The following is an 18907-nucleotide window of genomic DNA, read 5'->3' on the forward strand; positions in this document are numbered from 1 at the left end:
CTCCCCCTGGAGGTACGACCCATGCGGTCATCCTCGTACTCCGCCATGCCCGCACGCACCCTGAGAGCCGCGGTGGTCCTGGCCCTCGCCGCCGGTGCCGTCGCCGCCGTACCCACGGCCCACGCCGAGCCCACGGCGTCGCCGGCGACGACCGCGACCACCGCGACGGTCGCCAAGGCCGCGACCACGGCGCCCGCCCTGGCCGCCAAGCCCTATATGGGCTGGTCGAGTTGGAGCATGCAGTCGTCCAAGTACCCGGGCCTCAACCCGGACGGCGACTACAGCTACCTGACCGAGGCCAACGTCACCGAACAGACGGACGCCCTGGCCGCCAAGCTGAAGAAGTACGGCTACGAGTACGTCAACATCGACGCCGGGTGGTGGCGCGACAACGCCTGGAAGCCCGAATACGACCAGTACGCCCGCCAGAAGGCCGATCCGAAGCGCTTCCCCGACGGCATGAAGGCCGTCGCCGACCGCATCCACTCCAAGGGCCTCAAGGCCGGCATCTACCTGCCCGCCGGCCTGGAGAAGGAGGCGTACAACGACGGCCGGTCGCCGATCTGGAACGCCGACGGCTGCACCACCGCCGACATCGTCTACGGCGACCTGCGCACCACCAACGGCTGGGACAGCTCCTACAAGCTCGACTTCTCCCGTCCCTGCACGCAGAAGTACATAGATTCCCAGGCCCAGTTGATCGCAGGCTGGGGCTACGACTTCCTCAAGCTCGACGGCGTCGGCCCCGGCTCCGGGAAGAGCGGTGACCAGTACGACAACGTTGCCGACGTGGCCGCCTGGAACAAGGCGATCGCCGCCTCGGGCCGCGCGATCCACCTGGAACTCTCCTGGTCCCTGGACATCGGCCACGCCGCCGACTGGAAGAAGTACTCCAACGGCTGGCGCATCGACACCGACGTCGAGTGCTACTGCAACACCCTGGTCAGCTGGGAGAACTCCGTCGACGACCGCTGGGACGACGCCCCCGGCTGGACCCGGCACGCCGGACCCGGCGGCTGGAACGACCTGGACTCCCTCGACGTCGGCAGCGGTGAGATGGACGGCCTGACGAAGGCCGAGCGGCAGAGCTACGCCACCCTCTGGGCCATCGCCAAGTCCCCCCTGTTCACCGGCGACGACCTCACCCGCCTCGACTCCTACGGCCTGTCCCTCCTCACCAACAAGGAGGTCATCGCCGTCAACCAGGGCGACACCCCGCCCGCGCGCCCCCTCACGCCCTCCGACCCGCAGCAGGTGTGGGCCGCCAAGAACCCCGACGGCAGTTACACCGTCGCCCTGTTCAACCTCGCCGACAAGCCATCCGCCGTCTCCGCCTCCTGGGCCTCCCTCGGCTTCACCGGCAAGGCCGCCGTCCGTGACCTGTGGAACCACGAGAGCCTCGGCACCCTCACGGACAAGGTCACCGAGGCGCTGCCCGCCCACGGCTCGCGCCTGTTCACCGTCACCCCGCGCGGCCAGGCCCTCTCCTTCACCGGCTACGAGGCCGAGTCCCCGGCCAACACCCTCGCGGGCAACGCCTCCGTCGCCGACTGCTCCGCCTGCTCCGGCGCAAAGAAGGTCGGCAACCTCTACCTCGGCGGCAAGCTCACCTTCAACGACATCACGGTCCCCAAGGCCGGCACCTACCAGGTGAGGATCGCCTACGTCAGCGGCGACGCCCGCTCGGTGGCCGTCTCGGCCGACGGCGGTGGCGCGGTGACCCACAAGTTCCCCTCCACCGGCGACTGGGGGACGGCCGAGACGGTGACCGTCCCGCTGACCCTCAAGGCCGGCTCCCACACGATCACCTTCGACAGCGGCAACGGCTACGCACCGGACATCGACCGGATCGACGTACCCAAGTCCTCCTGACCCCCTTCGTAGGAGCCGCCATGACCACCGATCCGTCCCACCCGCTGCCCAGACGCGACGTGCTCGCCCTCGCCACGACCGCCGGCGTCGCCCTGGCCGGCCTCCCCGCCTTCACGGCCCACGCCGCACCGGAGCGCCCGGACAACTCGGCCTCGTACCCGAGCGGTTCACGCGACACGCTGTGGTGGCAGGCACCCGCCGACGACAACTCCATGATCGAGCAGGGGCTCCCGGTCGGCAACGGCCGCCTGGGCGCCCTCGCGAGCAACGACTCGGGCCGCGAGCGACTGCTGATCACCGACGCCACGATGTGGACCGGCGGCCTCAACGACACGCTCGACGCGGACGGCCAATTCCCCTACGGCCGTGACGACTTCGGGTCCTTCACGCTGCTCGGGCGGCTGACCGTCGAACTCCCCGACCACGACCTCGGAGCCGTGTCCGGCTACCGCCGCACCCTCGATCTCGCGCGAGGCGTGGTGACCACGTCGTACGTGAGCTCACGCGTGACGTACGAGCGGCAGATCTTCGCCAGCCGCCCCGACGACGTGATCGTCCTGCACTTCACGCAGAGCGGCGGCGGGCGGTACACCGGGACCGTCACGCTGGAGGGCACCCACGGAGAGGGCGCCGCGACCGCGTTCGGCGCCGCGCTGCCCAACGGCCTGAAGTACGGAGCCGCCGTCACCGCCCACGGCACCGGTGGCCGCGTCACGGTCTCCGGCTCGCGGATCGACTTCACCGGCTGCAAGGACCTCACCGTGGTCGTCGGCGGCGGCACGAACTACGCGCCGGACGCCGCCAAGGGCTTCCGTGACCCCACCCTCGACCCCCAGCGGCTGGCGCGCACGAAGGTCCGCGACGCCGCCGCCCACGCGGCGGACACCCTGCTGCGCACCCATGTCGCCGATCACCACGCCCTGTTCGGGCAGTTCGACATCGCGCTCGGCACGTCGTCGGCCGGGCAGCGCGCCCTGGACACCTGGGAGCGCATCAAGGCCCGCACGGAGACCGGCGACCCCGACCCCGAACTCGAGGCCGCCTACGTGCAGTTCGGCCGCTACCTGATGATCTCGGGATCGCGCGGCAGTCTGCCGCTGGGCCTCCAGGGACTCTGGCTCGACGGCAACGACCCGGCCTGGATGGGCGATTACCACACCGACATCAACATCCAGATGAACTACTGGATGGCCGACCGGGCGGGCCTGTCCTCCTGCTTCGACGCGCTCACCGACTACTGCGTCGCCCAGCTCCCGTCCTGGACCGACCTCACCCGCCGCCTGTTCAACGACCCCCGCAACCGCTACCGCAACTCCAGCGGCCGGAACGCCGGTTGGACCCTCGCCATCTCCACCAACCCGTACGGCGGAGGCGGCTGGTGGTGGCACCCCGCCGGCAACGCCTGGCTGTGCAACACCCTGTGGGAGCACTACGAGTACACGCAGTCGCGCGCCCACCTCAGGCGCATCTACCCCCTCCTCAAGGGCGCCTGCGAGTTCTGGGAGACGCGGCTGCTCACCACCACCCTGCCGGGCACCTCCCGCGAGGTCCTGATCGCCGACAGCGACTGGTCGCCGGAACAGGGCCCGCTCGACGCCAAGGGCATCACCTACGCCCAGGAACTCGTGTGGGCGCTGTTCGGCCATTTCTGCACTGCGGCGGCAGAGCTGAAGTGTGACAATAGGTACGCGGCGACGGTTTCCGGCCTCCGCAAGCGGTTGTACCTTCCGCAGGTGAGCGCGAAGACCGGCTGGCTGGAGGAGTGGATGAGCCCCGACAACCTCGGTGAGACCACCCACCGTCACCTCTCGCCCCTGGTAGGGCTCTTCCCCGGGGACCGCATCCGCCCCGACGGCTCCACCCCGGACGACATCGTCGCCGGCGCCACCGCCCTCCTCACCGCACGCGGCATGAACAGCTTCGGCTGGGCCAACGCCTGGCGCAGCCTGTGCTGGGCCCGGCTGAAGGACGCCGACAAGGCGTACCAGCTCGTCGTGAACAACCTGCGCCCCTCCTCCGACGGGAGCAACGGCACCGCCTCCAACCTGTTCGACATCTACGAACTGGGACCGGGCGACGGCGTCTTCCAGATCGACGCCAACTTCGGCACACCGGCGGCCGTCACCGAGATGCTGCTGTACTCCCGCCCGGGCCACCTCGAACTCCTGCCGGCGCTGCCCGCCGCCTGGGCGGCGTCGGGCTCGGTGCGGGGCGTCGGCGCCCGCGGCGGCTTCGTCGTCGACCTGAGCTGGCGGGACGGGAAGCCGACCGAGGCGCGCATCCGCAGCGTGGGCGGCCGCACCACGACCGTCGCCCACGGCGGCACCTCCAGATCCGTGACGCTGGAACCCGGCGGCTCCGTCACGCTGAAGGACTTCGCCCGGTGACGGCCCGCCTCGCCCGTGCGGGTCGCCTCGGCGCCCTCCTGCTGCTGGCCGGCGCCGTCCAGGCCACCCCGGTGCACGCGTCCGTCGATCAGCCGAAGTTCGTGGTGACGGGTGCGCCCATGGACCGCCGCGACGTGGTCACCTGGGCCGCGAGCGCCGACCGCATGGGCGAGGCGGTCGCCGGCCGCGCCTACCGGCTCGTCGTGCACACCAGCGCGGCGGGCAGGGACCTGCGGATCCGGCTCACCAACGCCTTCGGGGACCGGCCGGTGACCTTCGACAGCGTCTACGCGGGCGTCCAGAAGCAGGGCGCCGAACTGGTCCACGGCAGCAACCGCCCGCTGACCTTCGACGGCGCCCGCTCCGTCACCGTCCCCGCGGGCGGCGCCACCCTGAGCGACCCCCTGCCCGGCAAGCTCCCCGCCGCGACGAACCTCGTCGTCAGCATCCACTCACCGGACGCGGCGGGCCCGGCGACCGGTCACTGGATGGCCCTGCAGACGTCCTACGCCGCCCAGGGCGACCACACCGCCGACGAGGGCTCCGGACCCTGGACGGAGGTGCTCGGCTCCTGGTTCTACCTGGACGCCGTATCCGTGCGTACGCTCGCCGGCAGCGGGGCCGTCGCCGCCCTCGGAGACTCCATCACCGACGGCTGGGCGTCCTCCAGCGACCTCAACCGCCGCTGGCCCGACTACCTCGCCCGCCGGCTGCAGGCGGCCGACACCGACGTGCAGGGCGTGGCGAACGAGGGGATCTCCGGCAACAAGGTCCTCGCGGACGGCGGCGGCCCGAGCGCGCTCAGGCGCCTCCAGCGCGACGTGCTCTCCCAGCCGGGCGTGCGGACCGTCTTCCTCTTCGAGGGCGTCAACGACATCAAGGCGCACACCGGGGTCACCGCCCAGGACCTGATCGCCGGCTACCGGCAGATCGCCGAGCGGGTCCACGCGGCGGGCAAGTGCGTCGTCGCGGCCACCGTCGGCCCCTACAAGGGCTGGTCGGAGTGGGACGCGGCCGGCGAGAAGGTACGCCAGGACGTCAACCAGTTCATCCGCAGCAGCGGGGACTTCGACGCCGTCACCGACTTCGACCACATCCTGCGCAGCCCCTACGACCCCGAACGCATGCTGCCCGCCCTGGACAGCGGCGACCATCTGCACCCCACCGACAAGGGCATGCAGGCCATGGCCGACGCCGTCGACCTGAAGAGTCTCGACTGCGACGGCCGCTGAGGTCAGCCCGACGCCGTCGGCTCCGGTGCGATCAGGCCCTGCCGGTAGGCGATCGCCACCGCCTCCGTACGGCTGGCGGCGCCCAGCTTGGCCAGGATGTTGGAGACGTGGACGCTGGCCGTCTTGCCGGAGATGAACAGCTCCTCGCCGATCTGGCGGTTGCTGCGGCCGCGCGCGAGCAGCCGCAGCACGTCCTGCTCGCGGGCGGTCAGCGGCGAGGGGCCCTCCCGGTCCGGCGGGGCGTCGGCGAGGCGGCCGCGGCGTATCAGGCCGTCGATCCGCTCCAGCAGGGGAGCCGCACCGAGCCGCTCGGCCACCGCCCGCGCCTCGCGCGCCTGGACGGCCGCCTCCTCGCGCCGCTCGGCCACCAACAGCGCCTCCGCGAACCGGACCTGGCTGCGCACGTGCTCGTACACGTCGCCGTAGCCGAAGGCGGCCACCGACTTCTCCCAGGCCGCCGCGTCCGGACCGGACACCGCGCGCAGCCACTCCGCCTCGGCGCGGGCCAGCCAGGCCAGCCCCTCGGGGCCCTGCGGGGTGCCGTCGTTGTCGCGCAGGGCCGTCTGCCGGGCCAGCTCGACGAGTTCGTCCGCGGTGTCCTTCCAGCGGTGGGCCTCGCCGCCGCCCGCCCGCAGCCCCACGGCCGCGTCGGCGACCGCCGTCAGGGCGAGCGCCGCCAGCCGGACCGTGAGGTCGGGGCGGTGGCCCGCGTCGTCGGTCAGGGCGTCGATCGTGGCGCGCGTCCGCTCGACGGCGGCCTCCGGCTCACCCCGCAGCACGGCGGCCTCGGTCAGCGCGATGCCCGCGACCAGCGTGGCCATCCAGTCGAAAGGGCCCTCCAGCAGGCGCCGGGCCCGCTCGACGGCGCGCAGGTCGCCGCGGGCCAGCGCCACGTACAGCGCGGGACCCACCGTGTATCCCCCCGCGGCGGGCAGCACGGCCTCGTCGGCCGCCGCGGCCTGCGCGCACTCGTCCCAGCGGCCCAGCGTGTACAGCACCAGCAGATGCAGATAGCGCATCTCCAGGGGATACGGGGACGACAGCAGCCCGGCGCGGCGGGCGCGGTCCAGGCCCTCGGTCACCCACGGCAGGCAGCCCTCGAGATCGCCGGCCTCGAAGGAGCCGACGGCGAGGTTGAACAGGGCGCGCATCTCCACGGGTGCGTTCGCCGCCTGCCGTGCCAGCTCCCGGGCCTCCCGCAGCTTCTCCTGGCCCCGCGCGCCGCGCCGGCCGCCGGTCTCCAGGATGGCCAGCGAGATCAGCAGGTCGGCCTGCGCGTCCGTGACCCGCAACTGCTCGGCGACGCGCAGCGCCTGACGGGCGACCCGGCGTGCCGTGTCGTTCTCCCCGATGTGGCGCGCCGCGAGGACGTGCGTGGCCGCCGCCCACACCCAGGTCCGGGTCGGCGGCTCGGCGGGGATCATCGCGAGCGCCTCGCTGCTGTAGGCGAACGCGGCCGTCAGGCTGTCGACGCTCATGAGGTTCCCGGCCAGCGTGTACCGGACACGGGCCGCGAGCTCGGAGTCGGTGTCCTGGCCGGTGCTCGCGAGCGCCGAGCGGGTCAGGGACACCGCCCGGTGCGACTCGCCGGCATGGGCGGCCGCCGCCGACGCGCGCAGGGTGAGCGTCACCCGGTCGACGCCGTCGCCCGAGGGGCGCGCCGCGGGCTCCACCGACGCCCACAGGTCCAGGGCGGTCTCCAGATGGCGCAGCTCCTCGGCGGGCGCGCCCACCCGCTGGGCGTGGTCGGCCGCCTCCAGGGAGGCGGCGAGCGCCTCGGGCAGGTCGTGGCTCTCGCGGTAGTGGTGGGCGCGCTCGGCCGCGGTCTCGGCGGCATGGCCGCGCCCCGCGAGCAGTCGCGCGAACGCGCCGTGCAGCCGGGCCCGCTCGCCGGGCAGCAGGTCCGCGTACACCGCCTCGCGGGCCAGCGCGTGCCGGAAGGCGTACGTGTCCCCGCCCCCGGGGACGAGGAGCTGGCGGCCGATCGCCTCGCGCAGCGCCGACTCCAGCTCGTCCTCGGGCAGGCCGACCGCGTCCCGCAGCAGGTCGTGCTCCACCCGCCGCCCGGCCACCGCCGCCGTGCGCAGCACCTGCTGCGCGGTCTCGGAAAGCTGCTCCACGCGGATGAGGAGCACGTCGGCCAGCCCGCTGGGCACGCCGCCCGCCGCCGGGTCGGTCGCGGCGAGCAGCTCCTCCGCGTAGAAGGCGTTGCCCTCGGCACGCTCGACGATGCGCCGGACCGTGAGCTCCGGCAGCGGGCGGTCCTGGAGGGCCCGCACCAGCCGGGTGACCTCCGGATCGGCCAGCGGGCGCAGCTCGAGCCGCTCCACGGCGGGCAGCCGCACCAGCTCGGCCAGCAGCGGGCGCAGCGGATGGCGGCGGTGCAGGTCGTCCGCGCGGTAGGAGGCGAGGACGGCGAGGCGGTGCGTGGGGGCCCCGCCGGCCGGCCGCTGGAGGACACCCCGGCTGAGCAGGAACCGCAGCAGGTCCCGGGACGACTGGTCGGCCCAGTGCAGGTCCTCCAGGACCAGCAGCAGCGGCGCGACGACGGAGGCGTCGGCCAGCAGCCCGGCCACGCCCTCGAAGAGCCGCAGCCGCCCGCCCGGGTCGCGGGCCGCGTCCGTCCCCGAGCCGAGCAGCCGGTCCACCGCGGGATGCGCGGCCAGCACCGGGGCGAACCGCTCGTCACCCGCCAGCAGGCCGAGGATCTCGGTGAACGGCAGATACGGCAGGCCCACGTCACCGAGGTCGACGCAGTGCCCGGTCAGCACGGTCATGCCGGCGGCGGAGGCGCGCACGGCCACCTCGTCCAGCAGCCGTGTCTTGCCCACCCCGGCGTCCCCCGCGACCAGCACGGCTCCCGCCTCGCCGCCGCGGGCACGCCGCAGCGCGTCGGCAAGGCGGGCCAGGTCCTCGCGGCGGCCGACCAGAGGGGTGGTGAAGAGGGTCTCGGACACGCATTCATCCTTCCACGGAGCACTGACAGCGCCGCGGGCACGCGTCACCGGGCGGTGCGGGACCCCGCACCGCCCGGTGAGCGCACCCGGCAGGTCAGCCGCTCAGGACCGCAGCGTCTTCGTCCAGTCCGCCGGTACCCGCCCGGCCGGGCCGGGCGCGGGCTGGTCCGCCGGGTGGCTCTCCGGCGGTGCGAGGCCGGGACCGGACTCGTAGAGCTGCGAACTGTCGAAGTCCCAGAACCAGCCCTCGCCCGGCTCGTAGCTCTGGATCACGGGGTGGCCGGTGTCCCGGTAGTGCGCGGTGGCGTGCTTGGCGGGGGAGTCGTCGCAGCAGCCGACGTGGCCGCACTGGGCGCACCGCCGCAGATGGAACCACCAGCCGCCGGCCGCGTCGCACTCGACGCAGCCGGCGCCGCTCGGCGGGACGCTCGGGTCGATTCCGTTGGCGCTGGTCATGCGGGCTCCTCGGGGGTCTCGTCGGCCTGCGCGGTCAGCGGGAGCAGGACCTGGAAGCGGGTGTCGCCGGGTTCGGACTCGACCTGGAGCGTGCCGTGGTGCTTGTTGACCACGATCCGCCAGGAGATGTCCAGCCCGAGCCCGGTGCCCTCGCCCACCGGCTTGGTGGTGAAGAACGGGTCGAAGATACGGCCGCGGATCTCCGGCGGCACGCCGGGTCCCGTGTCACGGAACTCGACGAGCAGCATGTCGTGCTCCAGCGCCGTGCGCACCGTCAACGTGCCTTCTCCGCCAGTGCTGTTGACGGCGGCGACCGCGTTGTCGATCAGATTGGTCCACACCTGGTTGAGCTCCGCCGGGTAGCCCGGGACCTTCGGCAGCGTGCGGTCGTAGTCCTTGACGACCTCGATGCTCGGGCCGATCTTGCCGGACAGCATCAGCAGGGTGCTGTCGAGGAGTTCGTGGACGTCGGCGTTCTGGTAGGGGGCGCGGTCGAGCTGCGAGTACTGCTTGGCGGCGTCGACCAGGTTCGAGATACGGGTGGTGGAGTCGTCGATCTCGTCCATCAACAGCTCTGTCTCGACGGTGTAGTTGAGCCAGCCGATCGCCCCCGGCAGGATCTCCGGGTCGACGTCGGCCGCCACCTGGTCCAGCCAGTCCAGGTCGAGGCCCGCCTGCACGAACGTGGGCGCGAGCCGCCAGCCGTCAGGGATGTCGTGGTCCTCGAGCCAGTCGGTGACGGAGTCCTCGCGGTCCGAGGCCTCCAGCGGGCTCAGAGTCGGCGCCTTGGCGACGAGTTCGGCGGTGCGTTCCTGGATCTCGATGAGCTTGGTGATGGCGTCGCGCGAGTACGCGCCGGAGGAGATGACACCCAGCTTGTGCCGCATCTTCGCGACCCGCTCGCGCAGCGTGGCCGTGGCGCGCACGGCGGCCGCGGCCGGATTGTTGAGCTCGTGCGTGAGACCGGCGGACAACGAACCGAGCGCCAGCAGCCGTTCACGCTGCCCGATGGCCCGCTGGGTGTTCTTCGTGCCGAAGAACAGTCCCTCCAGCAGGTGCACCGCCATCGGGAACCACTCCTGCATGATGCCCGCGAACGTGTCGGCGGGCAGCACGAAGAACCGCGTCGGCTCCGTGACGCGCATCGAGTTGTTGTAGACCTGCCGGACCCGGTCCCCGATGTAGGCCTGCATGGCCCCGGCGTAGACCCCGGGCTGGGACGTACGCGTCACCTCGACGTCGTCGGCGCCGACCCGGCGGGAGAGCACCACCGTGCCCTCGACCATCACGTAGAAGCAGGTGGCCGGTTCCCCCTCCGTGTACACGGGTCCCGGCTCGAACTGCTCCACCCTCCCCTCGCTGCACAGCCGTCCGAGCTGCTCGGGCGTGAGCTTCTCGAACAGGAACAGCGAACTGATCTCCTGCGGGCTGCAGGGCATCAACTGCCCGCTCACGACTGCTCCAGATACCGGTGGACGAGCATCACGGCCATGGCTCCCTCTCCGACGGCGGACGCGACACGCTTGGCGGACTCGGCGCGTGCGTCGCCCGCCACGAACACGCCGGGAATGTTGGTCTCAAGGTGATAAGGCGGGCGGTCCAGCTCCCATTCCGCGGGCGGCCGGCCGTCCGCGGTGAGGTCGGGTCCGGCCAGGATGAATCCGTGCTCGTCGCGCAGCACCGTGCCGTCGAGCCAGTGGGTCAGCGGGGCGGCGCCGATGAACACGAACATCCACTGCGCGTCGACGAGTTCGGTCGCCCCGGTGTCCATGTCGCGCAGAGTGAGCTGCTCCAGATGGTCGGAGCCGTGCGCGGACTCGACGACGGTGCGCGTGCGGACCGAGATGTTGGGCGCCTCGGCGATCTGCTGGATGAGGTAGTACGACATCGACGCGGACAGGTCGGAGGCGCGCACCAGCAGCGTCACCGACTTCGCGCCCCGGGACAGGTACATGGCCGCCTGCCCGGCGGAGTTGGCGCCGCCGACGATGTAGACGTCCTGGCCCTGGCAGGAGGACGCCTCCGTGAGCGCCGAGCCGTAGAACACCCCGCACCCGGTCAGGTCGTTGCAGCCCGGTGCCTCCAGCTGCCGGTAGGAGACGCCGGTCGCGAGGATCACGCTGTGCGCGGCGACCGCGGAACCGTCGGAGAACCGCACCGTCCGCGCCGCTCCGTTGACCTCCAGCCCCGTCACCTCGCGTGCGGTGAGGACCTCGGCGCCGAACTTCGCCGCCTGCCGGCGGGCCCGCTCGGTGAGCTGCGCCCCGGACACGCCGTCCGGGAAGCCGAGGTAGTTCTCGATCCGCGAGCTCTGGCCCGCCTGGCCGCCGGTCGCGGACCGCTCCACGAGCACCGTCCGCAGCCCCTCCGAGGCCCCGTACACCGCGGCGCCGAGCCCGGCCGGCCCGCCGCCGATCACCACGAGGTCGTAGAAGTCCGCGGCGGGTGTCGTCGCCAGGCCCACGCGCGCGGCGAGTTCGGGTGCCTCCGGCTCGACCAGCGGCGATCCGTCCGGTGTGATCACCAGCGGCAGCCGCTGCCCGTCCTGTCCGGCCGCGGCCAGCAGCCGCTGCCCCTCGGGCTCCTCGGCGGAGTACCAGCGGTAGGGCACCTGGTTGCGGGCCAGGAACTCCCGCACGTCCGAGGAACGCGCCGACCAGCGGTGCCCGACCACCTTGGTGCTGGGCACCGGCCGGAAGTCGCTGCACCGCCACGCCTCCAGCAGGTCGTCCAGGACGGGGTAGAGCTTCTCCTCCGGCGGGTCCCAGGGCTTGAGCAGGTAGTGGTCGAGGTCGACGACGTTGATCGCGTCGATCGCCGCGCCGGTGTCCGCGTACGCGGTCAGCAGCACCCGCCGCGCGCCCGGATAGACGTCGAGGGCCTGCTCCAGGAACTCGATGCCGTTCATCTGCGGCATGCGGTAGTCGGCCAGGATCACCGCCACGAGATCACCGCGCAGCTTCAGCTCCCGCAGTGCCTCCAGCGCCGACTCCCCGGACTCCGCGCGGACGATCCGGTACGACTCGCCGTAGCGGCGCCGCAGGTCACGGGCGACGGCTCGGGAGACTCCCGGGTCGTCGTCCACGGTCATGATGACGGTCCGCGCTGCGTCGGACGCCTGTGCCATACGTCTCCCACCCCGAGTGGTCGGACCGACGGCACGACGAGCCCGCTCGCTGAGGCGGTCGCCGCGCCGGCTCCCGCCCATCGTATGTTCGATCGTCCCGCTTCGCTCCGCCATAAGGCAGGCGCCGGGTCAGGGGCGGCGGGAGGAGAGCACGCAGAACTCGTTGCCCTCGGGGTCCGCGAGCACCACCCACGTCACCTCGTCGCCCTGTCCGACGTCCACGTGCCGGGCGCCGAGCGCGAGGAGCCGGGCGACCTCCGCCTCCTGGTCGTCGGGGCGGAGGTCCAGGTGCAGGCGGTTCTTGATCGTCTTGCCCTCCGGCACCGGGGCGAAGAGCAGTCCCGGCAGCCGGTCCTTCGCGGGCCGGATCTCGAACTCCTCGGCGTCGTCGTTCACCACGACCCAGCCGAGCGCCTCGGACCACCAGCGCCCGAGGGCCACGGGATCGCCGGCGTCCACGTTGAGTTGTTCCCATTCCAAGGCCATGGCGGCAGCGTAGTGAAGACTGATCCCGAGCGACGTGACCACGACACTGGGAGGCACCGACCATGACGCGCCCGATCACCGCGGGAGTCGACGGAACCGAGGAGAGCCTCGCCGCCCTGGACTGGGCCGCCCGGGAGGCGGTCCGCCGCGGGTGCGCGCTGCGGGTGGTGCAGGCCTGGCGGTTCCAGCCGTACGAGGCGATCGACGCGGCGGACCAGGAGACCCAGGCGGGCTGGGTGCGCGACGCGCTCGACGAGGCGGTCCGGGGCGTCGCCGCGCGCAATCCGCACCTGGAGGTGGTCACCGACGTCGTGGCGGGGGATCCGGCCGAGACGCTGGTCGCGGCGGCCGCGGAGACCGAGATGCTGGTCCTCGGCTCGCGCGGGCACGGTCCCGTCGTGGGCTTCCTGCTCGGTTCCGTCGGCCAGCAGGTGATCGCCGGGGCGACGCGGCCGGTGGTGCTCGTACGCGCCGGCGACCAGCCGACCGGCGAGGCGGGCGGGCGCGAGATCGTCGTCGGTCAGCAGGGCGAGCCGGAGGACAGCGCCGAGACCCTGCGCTTCGCGTTCGAGACGGCGGCCGCCCGCGGCGCCGGCCTGCGGGCGGTGCGGGCCTGGTCGCTGCCGCCGGTGTTCGCCTACAGCCCGGGCTCGATGGCCCTGCTGGACGAGGCCGGCGGTCTGGAGCCGTTCGAGAAGAAGGCGCTCGCCGCCGCGCTGCAGCCGTGGCGGGAGGAGTTCCCCGACGTCCCCGTGGTCGAGCACGTGGAGATCGGCAGCGCCGGCCAGGTGCTGCTGTCGGTGGCCGCTCGGGCCCAGTTGATGGTCGTCGGCCGGCGCGCCCGCCGTACGGCCGTGGGGGCGCGCATCGGTTCCGTCGCGCACGGGGTGCTGCACCACGCTCCCTGCCCGGTCGCCGTGGTCCCGCACACCTGAGTCACTCGGCGGTGGTGGGCTGCAGCGTCTCGCGGACCTTGGGCAGGATGTTCGTGATGTAGTCCTCGACCGCCGTGTCCAGCCCGATGTCGTGCTGGGCGCGCTCGGAGAGGTACCAGCGATGCTCCAGCAGCTCGTGGTAGATCTCCGCCGGGTCCATCGACCCGCGCAGCTCGGCGGGCACGGCGCGCACGGTGGGCCGGAAGACGTCCCGGACCCACCGGTGCGCCAGCACCTCGGGGCGGGCCGCCAGGGGGTCACCGGGCGCGTAGTCGTCCTGCGTCGCCATCCAGCTCTCCAGGTCGTTGAGCAGCCGCCGGGCCTGGTTCTCCTCGGCGTCCAGCCCGGTCAGGCGCAGCAGCTGGCGCTGGTGGTGCCCGGCGTCGACGACCTTGGGCACGAAGGTGACCGTGTCGCCGTTGGAGGAGTGCCCGATCTGCATCTCGGCCACGTCGAAGCCGAGGTCGTTCAGGCGGCGGATCCGGCGCTCTATGTACTGGTACTTGCCCGCCGGGTACACCGAGGTCCGGGTCAGCTCCTCCCACAGGCCGCGGTAGCGGGCGCAGATCTCCATGCCGAACTCGATCGGGTCCACGGACGGGTGCAGCGCCCCGGACGCCTCCAGGTCCAGCAGCTCCCCGCTGATGTTGACGCGGGCCAGGTCGAGGTCGTACTCCCGCTGCCCGGTGCTGAGCCGGGCGTGCAGGTCGCCGGTCTCGGCGTCCACCAGGTAGGCGGCGTAGGCGCCCGCGTCGCGCCGGAAGAGGGTGTTGGACAGGGAGCAGTCGCCCCAGGCGAACCCGGCCAGGTGCAGCCGCACGAGCAGCACGGCCAGGGCGTCCATGAGCCGGTGCATGGTGGCCGGCCGCATGGTGGTCTCGAACATCGAGCGGTACGGCTGCGAACCGCGCAGATGCCGGGTGACGAGCACCGGTTCCAGGGGCTGGCCCTCGCCGTCGACCCGGCCGGTGACGACCGCGAGCGGGTCGACCGCCGGGATGCCGAGCCGGTCCAGGTCGCGCAGCAGCTCGTACTCGCGCAGGGCGGGCCGTTCGGCGAGCTCCTTGACGGCGATGACCTCGTCACCGGCGCGGGCGTAGCGCACGACGTGGCGGGATATGCCGCGCGGCAGCGGGACCAGGTACTCGTCCGGCCACTGCTCCAGGGGCAGCTGCCACGGCAGGGCCAGCAGGAGCGCGGGATGCTCCGGGTTCGTCGCGCTGATCTGCAGTGCCATGGCTGGTGTGTCCTCGCCCTCGCGGTGATCGTCACCTCACCCTAAAGGGCACGCTCCTTGGCCAGAAGTGCCGCCTCACCCACCGGACCGCGGTACGCGGAGCCGTGCCCGGGCAGCATGAGGTCGCCGTCCAGCGCGGCCAGGACGTCCAACGAGGCCACGGCGCGGGCGCGTTCGTGATGGAACATGTCGGGCAGCAGCTGCGGTCCCTCGATCCGTGAGGTGGGGTGGCCGCTGACCAGGGCGTCGCCCGAGATCAGCACCCCTGCGTCCGGCAGGTGGAAGGCCGCGTGGCCGTCGGTGTGGCCGGGGGTGTGCACCGGCACGGGCCGGCCGGGCAGGTCCAGCGGGCCCGTGGTGGGGAACGGCTCCGGCGAGGCGACCGGCACGTGGGCCGTGCCGCCGGAGCGCAGCGCGTGCACCGACCAGGGCAGCACACCGGGCCGCCAGCTGTTCCTGAGCACCTGGCCGATGGTCACCTGGTGCAGGAAGTCCCGCCGCGCGTGCGGCACTTCGGCCTGGTGGAGGTAGACGGGCGTGCCGTAGGTGCAGCGCAGGAACTCGGCCGAGCCGAGGTGGTCGTTGTGCGCGTGCGTGATCAGCACCGCCGCGACCGCCTCCGGCGCACCGCCCACCGCCTCCAGGGAGGCCAGCAGTTGCTCGCGGTCGCCGGGGTAGCCGGTGTCGATGAGGGTGATCTCGTTCCCCTCGGTGAGGATGACCCAGTTGGTGTTGCTGCCGTGCACCAGGTGGATGCTGTCGGCGACTTGCCGCACGTTTGCCCGCATGATGTCCCCGCGTGGTGATGTGGTCCCTGCCCGACGGCACCAGCAAAGCAGACCCGGGCCGCCGCGGAAGCGGCGGGTCCGGGCCAATGTGCGAGCTCAGCAGCGCCGTTCGCACGGCTCGCGCGTGCGGGGCGCCGCGGGCGGGGGGAAGGGCTGCCTCCGGCACCGTCCGCCGGAGGCAGCCCCCTGCGCGCAGCCGAAGCGGCCGCCTCTCCGCCTCACTGCACGCCGTGCGGGCGGAACTGCACGCTGATGCGCGGTCCCGCGGCGCGGGTGGTCTTCGGTACGCAGTGCTCCCAGGTCCGCTGGCAGGAGCCGCCCATCACGATGAGGTCGCCGTGCCCCAGCGGGCGCCGCACGCTCTCGCCGCCCCGCGCCGGGCGCAGCAGCAGGTCACGGGGCGCGCCCACGGAGAGGATCGCCACCATGGTGTCCTCGCGGGCGCCCCGCCCGATCCGGTCCCCGTGCCAGGCCACGCTGTCGCGTCCGTCGCGGTAGTAGCAGAGCCCGGCCGTGGTGAACGGCTCGCCCAGTTCGCGGGCGTAGTGCGCGGACAGCGCGGCGCGGGCCTCGTCCAGCACGGGGTGCGGCAGGCCGTCGCCCGCCCCGTAGAACGCCAGCAGCCGGGGTACGTCGACGACCTGGTCGTACATCGTGCGCCGCTCCGCGCGCCACGGCACCTCGGCCGCCAGCTGTTCGAAGAGGCCGTCCGAGCCGCCGAGCCACCCGGGCAGGACGTCGATCCAGGCACCGTGGCCGAGCCGCGTCCGGCGGATCCCGTCGAGGGACCCGAGCCGCAGCTGGTCGGTCTGGTCGAAGAGCGAGCCCTGGAGGTGCGTGGTCATGGGACCAGCGTACTCCCTTATTCGAAAATGTGTTCCCATCAATACGGGGACCGGGCAGAGCTCTTTCGATACACCGCCGTATCGGATACATTCGCGTATCGAACGAGGGAGCGGTCGTGGCGGTGGAGGAACGAGCGGAACGGCGCGTGACGCGGCGCCGGGTCCGCACCCGGGGCAACCTGCTCGACGCCGCCTTCGCCGTGTTCGCCGCCAAGGGCTTCGGACGGGTCTCGATCGAGGAGGTCTGCGTCGCCGCCGGCTACAGCAGGGGCGCCTTCTACTCCAACTTCGACAGCCTCGACGAACTGTTCTTCGCCCTCTACCGGCAGCGCGCCGACCTGATCGCGGACCAGGTCGCGGGCGCCCTCGCCCAGGACGGGCCCGACCTCGACGTGCCCGCCGCCGTCGACCGCGTCACCGAGGTGCTGCTCCTCGACCTGGACTGGCTCCTGGTGAAGACCGACTTCCTGGTGCACGCCGCCCGCGACGAGCGGGTGGCCGCCACACTGCTGGAGCACCGGGCGCGGCTGCGTGCGGCGATCGCGCAACGGCTCGGCCGGGCACGGGGGTTCGGCGCCCTGCCCGCCGTCCTCGGGGACGTCGAGGGCGCGGCGCACGCCGTGGTCGCCGCCTACGACGGCGTCACCACCCAACTGCTGCTGGACAAGGACGTCGACGGCGCCCGCGCCTGGCTCAAACAACTGCTCACGGCGCTGCTGGCCGACGGCAGCTCCTCCCCGTCAGACCCTCACTGAGAGAAGGATCGGTCGCCATGGATGCGGACGTCATCGTCGTCGGAGCGGGCCTCGCGGGCCTGGTCGCCGCGCACGAGATCACCAGCCGGGGCCGGCGGGTCGCGCTCGTCGACCAGGAGAACGCCGCCAACCTCGGCGGCCAGGCGTTCTGGTCCTTCGGCGGTCTCTTCCTCGTCGGCACACCCGAGCAGCGGCGCCTGGGCATCAAGGACTCCTTCGACCTGGCCTGGAACGACTGGCAGGGCAGCGCCCGCTTCGACCGCACGGACGACGAGGACTCCTGGGCGGTGCGCTGGGCGCGGGCGTACGTCGAGTGGGCGGCGGGAGAGAAGCGGTCCTGGCTGGAGGGGCACGGCATCAAGCTGCTGCCGACGGTCGGCTGGGCCGAGCGCGGCGACCTCAGGGCCGACGGGCACGGCAACTCGGTGCCCCGCTTCCACGTCGCCTGGGGGACCGGCACGGGGGTCGTCGAACCCTTCGTGGACCACGCCAGGCGGGCCGCCCGCGACGGGCTGCTGACCTTCTACCACCGCCACCAGGTCGACGAACTCGTCATCGAGGAGGGCGCGGCGCGCGGCGTGCGCGGCACGGTCCTCGCCGACGACACCTCCGCGCGCGGCGTCGCCTCCAACCGTGACGCAGTGGGCGAGTTCGAGCTCACCGCCCAGGCCGTCGTGGTCACCACCGGCGGCATCGGCGCCAACCACGACATCGTCCGCCGCTACTGGCCCGAGCGCCTGGGCGGCGCGCCCACCGGGATGGTCACCGGCGTGCCCGCCTACGTCGACGGCCGCATGCTCGACATCAGCGCCGAGGCGGGCGTACGGCTGGTCAACCGCGACCGCATGTGGCACTACACCGAGGGCCTGCGCAACTGGGACCCGATCTGGCCGGGCCACGGCATCCGCATCCTGCCCGGCCCGTCCTCGCTGTGGTTCGACGCCCTCGGCCGCCGGCTGCCCGACCCCTGCCTGCCGGGCTACGACACCCTCAGCACCCTCAAGTACCTGCGCACCACCGAGGACATCGCCGGCTACGACCACTCCTGGTTCATCCTCACCCAGAAGATCATCGAGAAGGAGTTCGCGCTGTCGGGCTCCGAGCAGAACCCGGACATCACCGCCAAGGACAAGGCCGCGGTGCTGAGGAACCGTCTCGGCAAGGGCGCCCCGGGCCCGGTCGACGCCTTCCTGCGCAAGGGCGCCGACTTCGTGACCGCGCCGACGCTGGAGCAACTGGTCACCAAGATGAACGAGTTGACGGACAAGCCGCTCCTCGACGCGGCAGAGCTGCGCCGCCAGATCGAGGCCCGCGACCTGCAGCTGGCCAACCCGTACTCCAAGGACTCCCAGATCCAGGGCATCCGCAACGCCCGCCGCTACATCGGCGACCGGCTCGGCCGGGTCGCCACCCCGCACCGCATCCTCGACCCGGCGGCGGGCCCCCTCATCGGCGTCAAGCTCAACATCCTCACCCGCAAGACCCTCGGCGGCATCCAGACCGACCTCGACTCCCGCGCGCTGGGCGGGGACGGCGAGCCGATCGGCGGTCTCTACGCGGCGGGCGAGGTCGCCGGCTTCGGTGGCGGCGGCGTCCACGGCTACAACGCGCTGGAGGGCACCTTCCTCGGCGGTTGCCTCTTCTCGGGCCGGGCGGCCGGCCGGGCGGCGGCACAACAGACCGCCTGACCTGCCGATTCCTCACGCCGCGGGGGGGGGGGGGGAAACACCACCAACACCCCCCCGGCGGTTTTTTTTTGAACAACCCCCCGCACGCGGGGGGTTGCCGGGGGGGGGGGTCCCCTGTTTCTTTGGTTCGTCCACCCCCCCC

General features: G+C 72.6%; 14 protein-coding genes. 6 read left to right on the forward strand and 8 right to left on the reverse strand.

Going from position 1 to position 18907, the window contains the following annotated elements:
• Positions 1-21: 21 nt before the first annotated feature.
• Genes ACFU97_RS35935 through ACFU97_RS35945 form a run of 3 tightly spaced genes read left to right on the forward strand, consistent with a single transcriptional unit; the run spans position 22 to position 5491 of the window.
• Positions 22-1872, forward strand: coding sequence for an alpha-galactosidase D (locus ACFU97_RS35935; RefSeq protein ID WP_384264920.1), 1851 nt, complete (start codon positions 22-24; stop codon positions 1870-1872).
• A gap of 20 nt (positions 1873-1892) precedes the next feature.
• Positions 1893-4259, forward strand: a complete 2367-nt coding sequence (locus ACFU97_RS35940; protein WP_384264922.1) for a glycoside hydrolase N-terminal domain-containing protein — start codon at positions 1893-1895, stop codon at positions 4257-4259.
• The gene (locus ACFU97_RS35945; RefSeq protein WP_384264923.1) at positions 4256-5491 is read left to right on the forward strand and encodes an SGNH/GDSL hydrolase family protein; all 1236 of its coding nucleotides are present in this window, start codon (positions 4256-4258) and stop codon (positions 5489-5491) included. The genes ACFU97_RS35940 and ACFU97_RS35945 overlap by 4 nt, the downstream gene beginning before the upstream one ends.
• Positions 5492-5493: 2 nt before the next feature.
• On the opposite strand, the gene ACFU97_RS35950 is transcribed toward ACFU97_RS35945, so the two are convergent.
• The 5 genes from ACFU97_RS35950 to ACFU97_RS35970 all read right to left on the reverse strand — a co-directional run bounded on the left by ACFU97_RS35950 (position 5494) and on the right by ACFU97_RS35970 (position 12517).
• Positions 5494-8448, reverse strand: coding sequence for an AAA family ATPase (locus ACFU97_RS35950; protein ID WP_384264924.1), 2955 nt, complete (start codon positions 8446-8448; stop codon positions 5494-5496).
• A gap of 102 nt (positions 8449-8550) precedes the next feature.
• Positions 8551-8904 carry a UBP-type zinc finger domain-containing protein gene (locus tag ACFU97_RS35955; RefSeq protein WP_384264926.1) on the reverse strand — a complete coding sequence of 118 codons (354 nt, stop codon included), beginning with the start codon at positions 8902-8904 and terminating at the stop codon, positions 8551-8553.
• Positions 8901-10358 carry an ATP-binding protein gene (locus ACFU97_RS35960; protein ID WP_384264927.1) on the reverse strand — a complete coding sequence of 486 codons (1458 nt, stop codon included), beginning with the start codon at positions 10356-10358 and terminating at the stop codon, positions 8901-8903. Before ACFU97_RS35960 ends, ACFU97_RS35955 begins: the two co-directional genes overlap by 4 nt.
• Positions 10355-12031: an FAD-dependent oxidoreductase gene (locus tag ACFU97_RS35965; RefSeq protein WP_384264929.1), complete on the reverse strand. Its 1677-nt coding sequence runs from the start codon at positions 12029-12031 to the stop codon at positions 10355-10357. Before ACFU97_RS35965 ends, ACFU97_RS35960 begins: the two co-directional genes overlap by 4 nt.
• A 129-nt stretch (positions 12032-12160) precedes the next feature.
• Complete coding sequence (locus ACFU97_RS35970) at positions 12161-12517, reverse strand: VOC family protein (protein WP_384264931.1); 357 nt, start codon at positions 12515-12517, stop codon at positions 12161-12163.
• A gap of 62 nt (positions 12518-12579) precedes the next feature.
• Here ACFU97_RS35970 and ACFU97_RS35975 point away from each other — a divergent pair, with 62 nt between their 5' ends.
• On the forward strand, positions 12580-13452 hold the full coding sequence (locus ACFU97_RS35975) for a universal stress protein (protein WP_384264932.1): 873 nt from the start codon (positions 12580-12582) through the stop codon (positions 13450-13452).
• 1 nt (position 13453) lies between these two features.
• On the opposite strand, the gene ACFU97_RS35980 is transcribed toward ACFU97_RS35975, so the two are convergent.
• The 3 genes from ACFU97_RS35980 to ACFU97_RS35990 all read right to left on the reverse strand — a co-directional run bounded on the left by ACFU97_RS35980 (position 13454) and on the right by ACFU97_RS35990 (position 16322).
• A complete protein-coding gene (locus ACFU97_RS35980) occupies positions 13454-14689 on the reverse strand; it encodes a DUF4032 domain-containing protein (RefSeq protein WP_384264933.1) in 1236 nt (411 codons plus the stop codon).
• 41 nt (positions 14690-14730) lie between these two features.
• Positions 14731-15477 carry an MBL fold metallo-hydrolase gene (locus ACFU97_RS35985; protein ID WP_384264934.1) on the reverse strand — a complete coding sequence of 249 codons (747 nt, stop codon included), beginning with the start codon at positions 15475-15477 and terminating at the stop codon, positions 14731-14733.
• Between the two features lie 218 nt (positions 15478-15695).
• Positions 15696-16322, reverse strand: coding sequence for an alpha-ketoglutarate-dependent dioxygenase AlkB (locus ACFU97_RS35990; protein ID WP_384264936.1), 627 nt, complete (start codon positions 16320-16322; stop codon positions 15696-15698).
• Positions 16323-16438: 116 nt separating this feature from the next.
• Between ACFU97_RS35990 and ACFU97_RS35995 the strand changes: the two genes are divergently transcribed.
• Both ACFU97_RS35995 and ACFU97_RS36000 read left to right on the forward strand, forming a co-directional pair.
• On the forward strand, positions 16439-17077 hold the full coding sequence (locus ACFU97_RS35995; RefSeq protein ID WP_384264937.1) for a TetR/AcrR family transcriptional regulator: 639 nt from the start codon (positions 16439-16441) through the stop codon (positions 17075-17077).
• 17 nt (positions 17078-17094) lie between these two features.
• Positions 17095-18765 carry an FAD-binding dehydrogenase gene (locus tag ACFU97_RS36000; protein ID WP_384264939.1) on the forward strand — a complete coding sequence of 557 codons (1671 nt, stop codon included), beginning with the start codon at positions 17095-17097 and terminating at the stop codon, positions 18763-18765.
• The last annotated feature ends 142 nt before the right edge of the window (positions 18766-18907 follow it).

The sequence above is a fragment of the Streptomyces sp. NPDC057616 genome, from assembly GCF_042800575.1.
GTDB lineage: Bacteria > Actinomycetota > Actinomycetes > Streptomycetales > Streptomycetaceae > Streptomyces.

Excerpts from the sequence above, each read along its gene's own strand:
- ACFU97_RS35940 (WP_384264922.1), top strand. The coding sequence starts at position 1,893 with ATGACCACCGATCCGTCCCACCCGCTGCCCAGACGCGACGTGCTCGCC.
- ACFU97_RS35935 (WP_384264920.1), top strand. The coding sequence starts at position 22 with ATGCGGTCATCCTCGTACTCCGCCATGCCCGCACGCACCCTGAGAGCC.
- ACFU97_RS36000 (WP_384264939.1), top strand. The coding sequence starts at position 17,095 with ATGGATGCGGACGTCATCGTCGTCGGAGCGGGCCTCGCGGGCCTGGTC.
- ACFU97_RS35955 (WP_384264926.1), bottom strand. The coding sequence starts at position 8,904 with ATGACCAGCGCCAACGGAATCGACCCGAGCGTCCCGCCGAGCGGCGCC.
- ACFU97_RS35990 (WP_384264936.1), bottom strand. The coding sequence starts at position 16,322 with ATGACCACGCACCTCCAGGGCTCGCTCTTCGACCAGACCGACCAGCTG.
- ACFU97_RS35975 (WP_384264932.1), top strand. The coding sequence starts at position 12,580 with ATGACGCGCCCGATCACCGCGGGAGTCGACGGAACCGAGGAGAGCCTC.
- ACFU97_RS35985 (WP_384264934.1), bottom strand. The coding sequence starts at position 15,477 with ATGCGGGCAAACGTGCGGCAAGTCGCCGACAGCATCCACCTGGTGCAC.
- ACFU97_RS35980 (WP_384264933.1), bottom strand. The coding sequence starts at position 14,689 with ATGGCACTGCAGATCAGCGCGACGAACCCGGAGCATCCCGCGCTCCTG.
- ACFU97_RS35970 (WP_384264931.1), bottom strand. The coding sequence starts at position 12,517 with ATGGCCTTGGAATGGGAACAACTCAACGTGGACGCCGGCGATCCCGTG.
- ACFU97_RS35965 (WP_384264929.1), bottom strand. The coding sequence starts at position 12,031 with ATGGCACAGGCGTCCGACGCAGCGCGGACCGTCATCATGACCGTGGAC.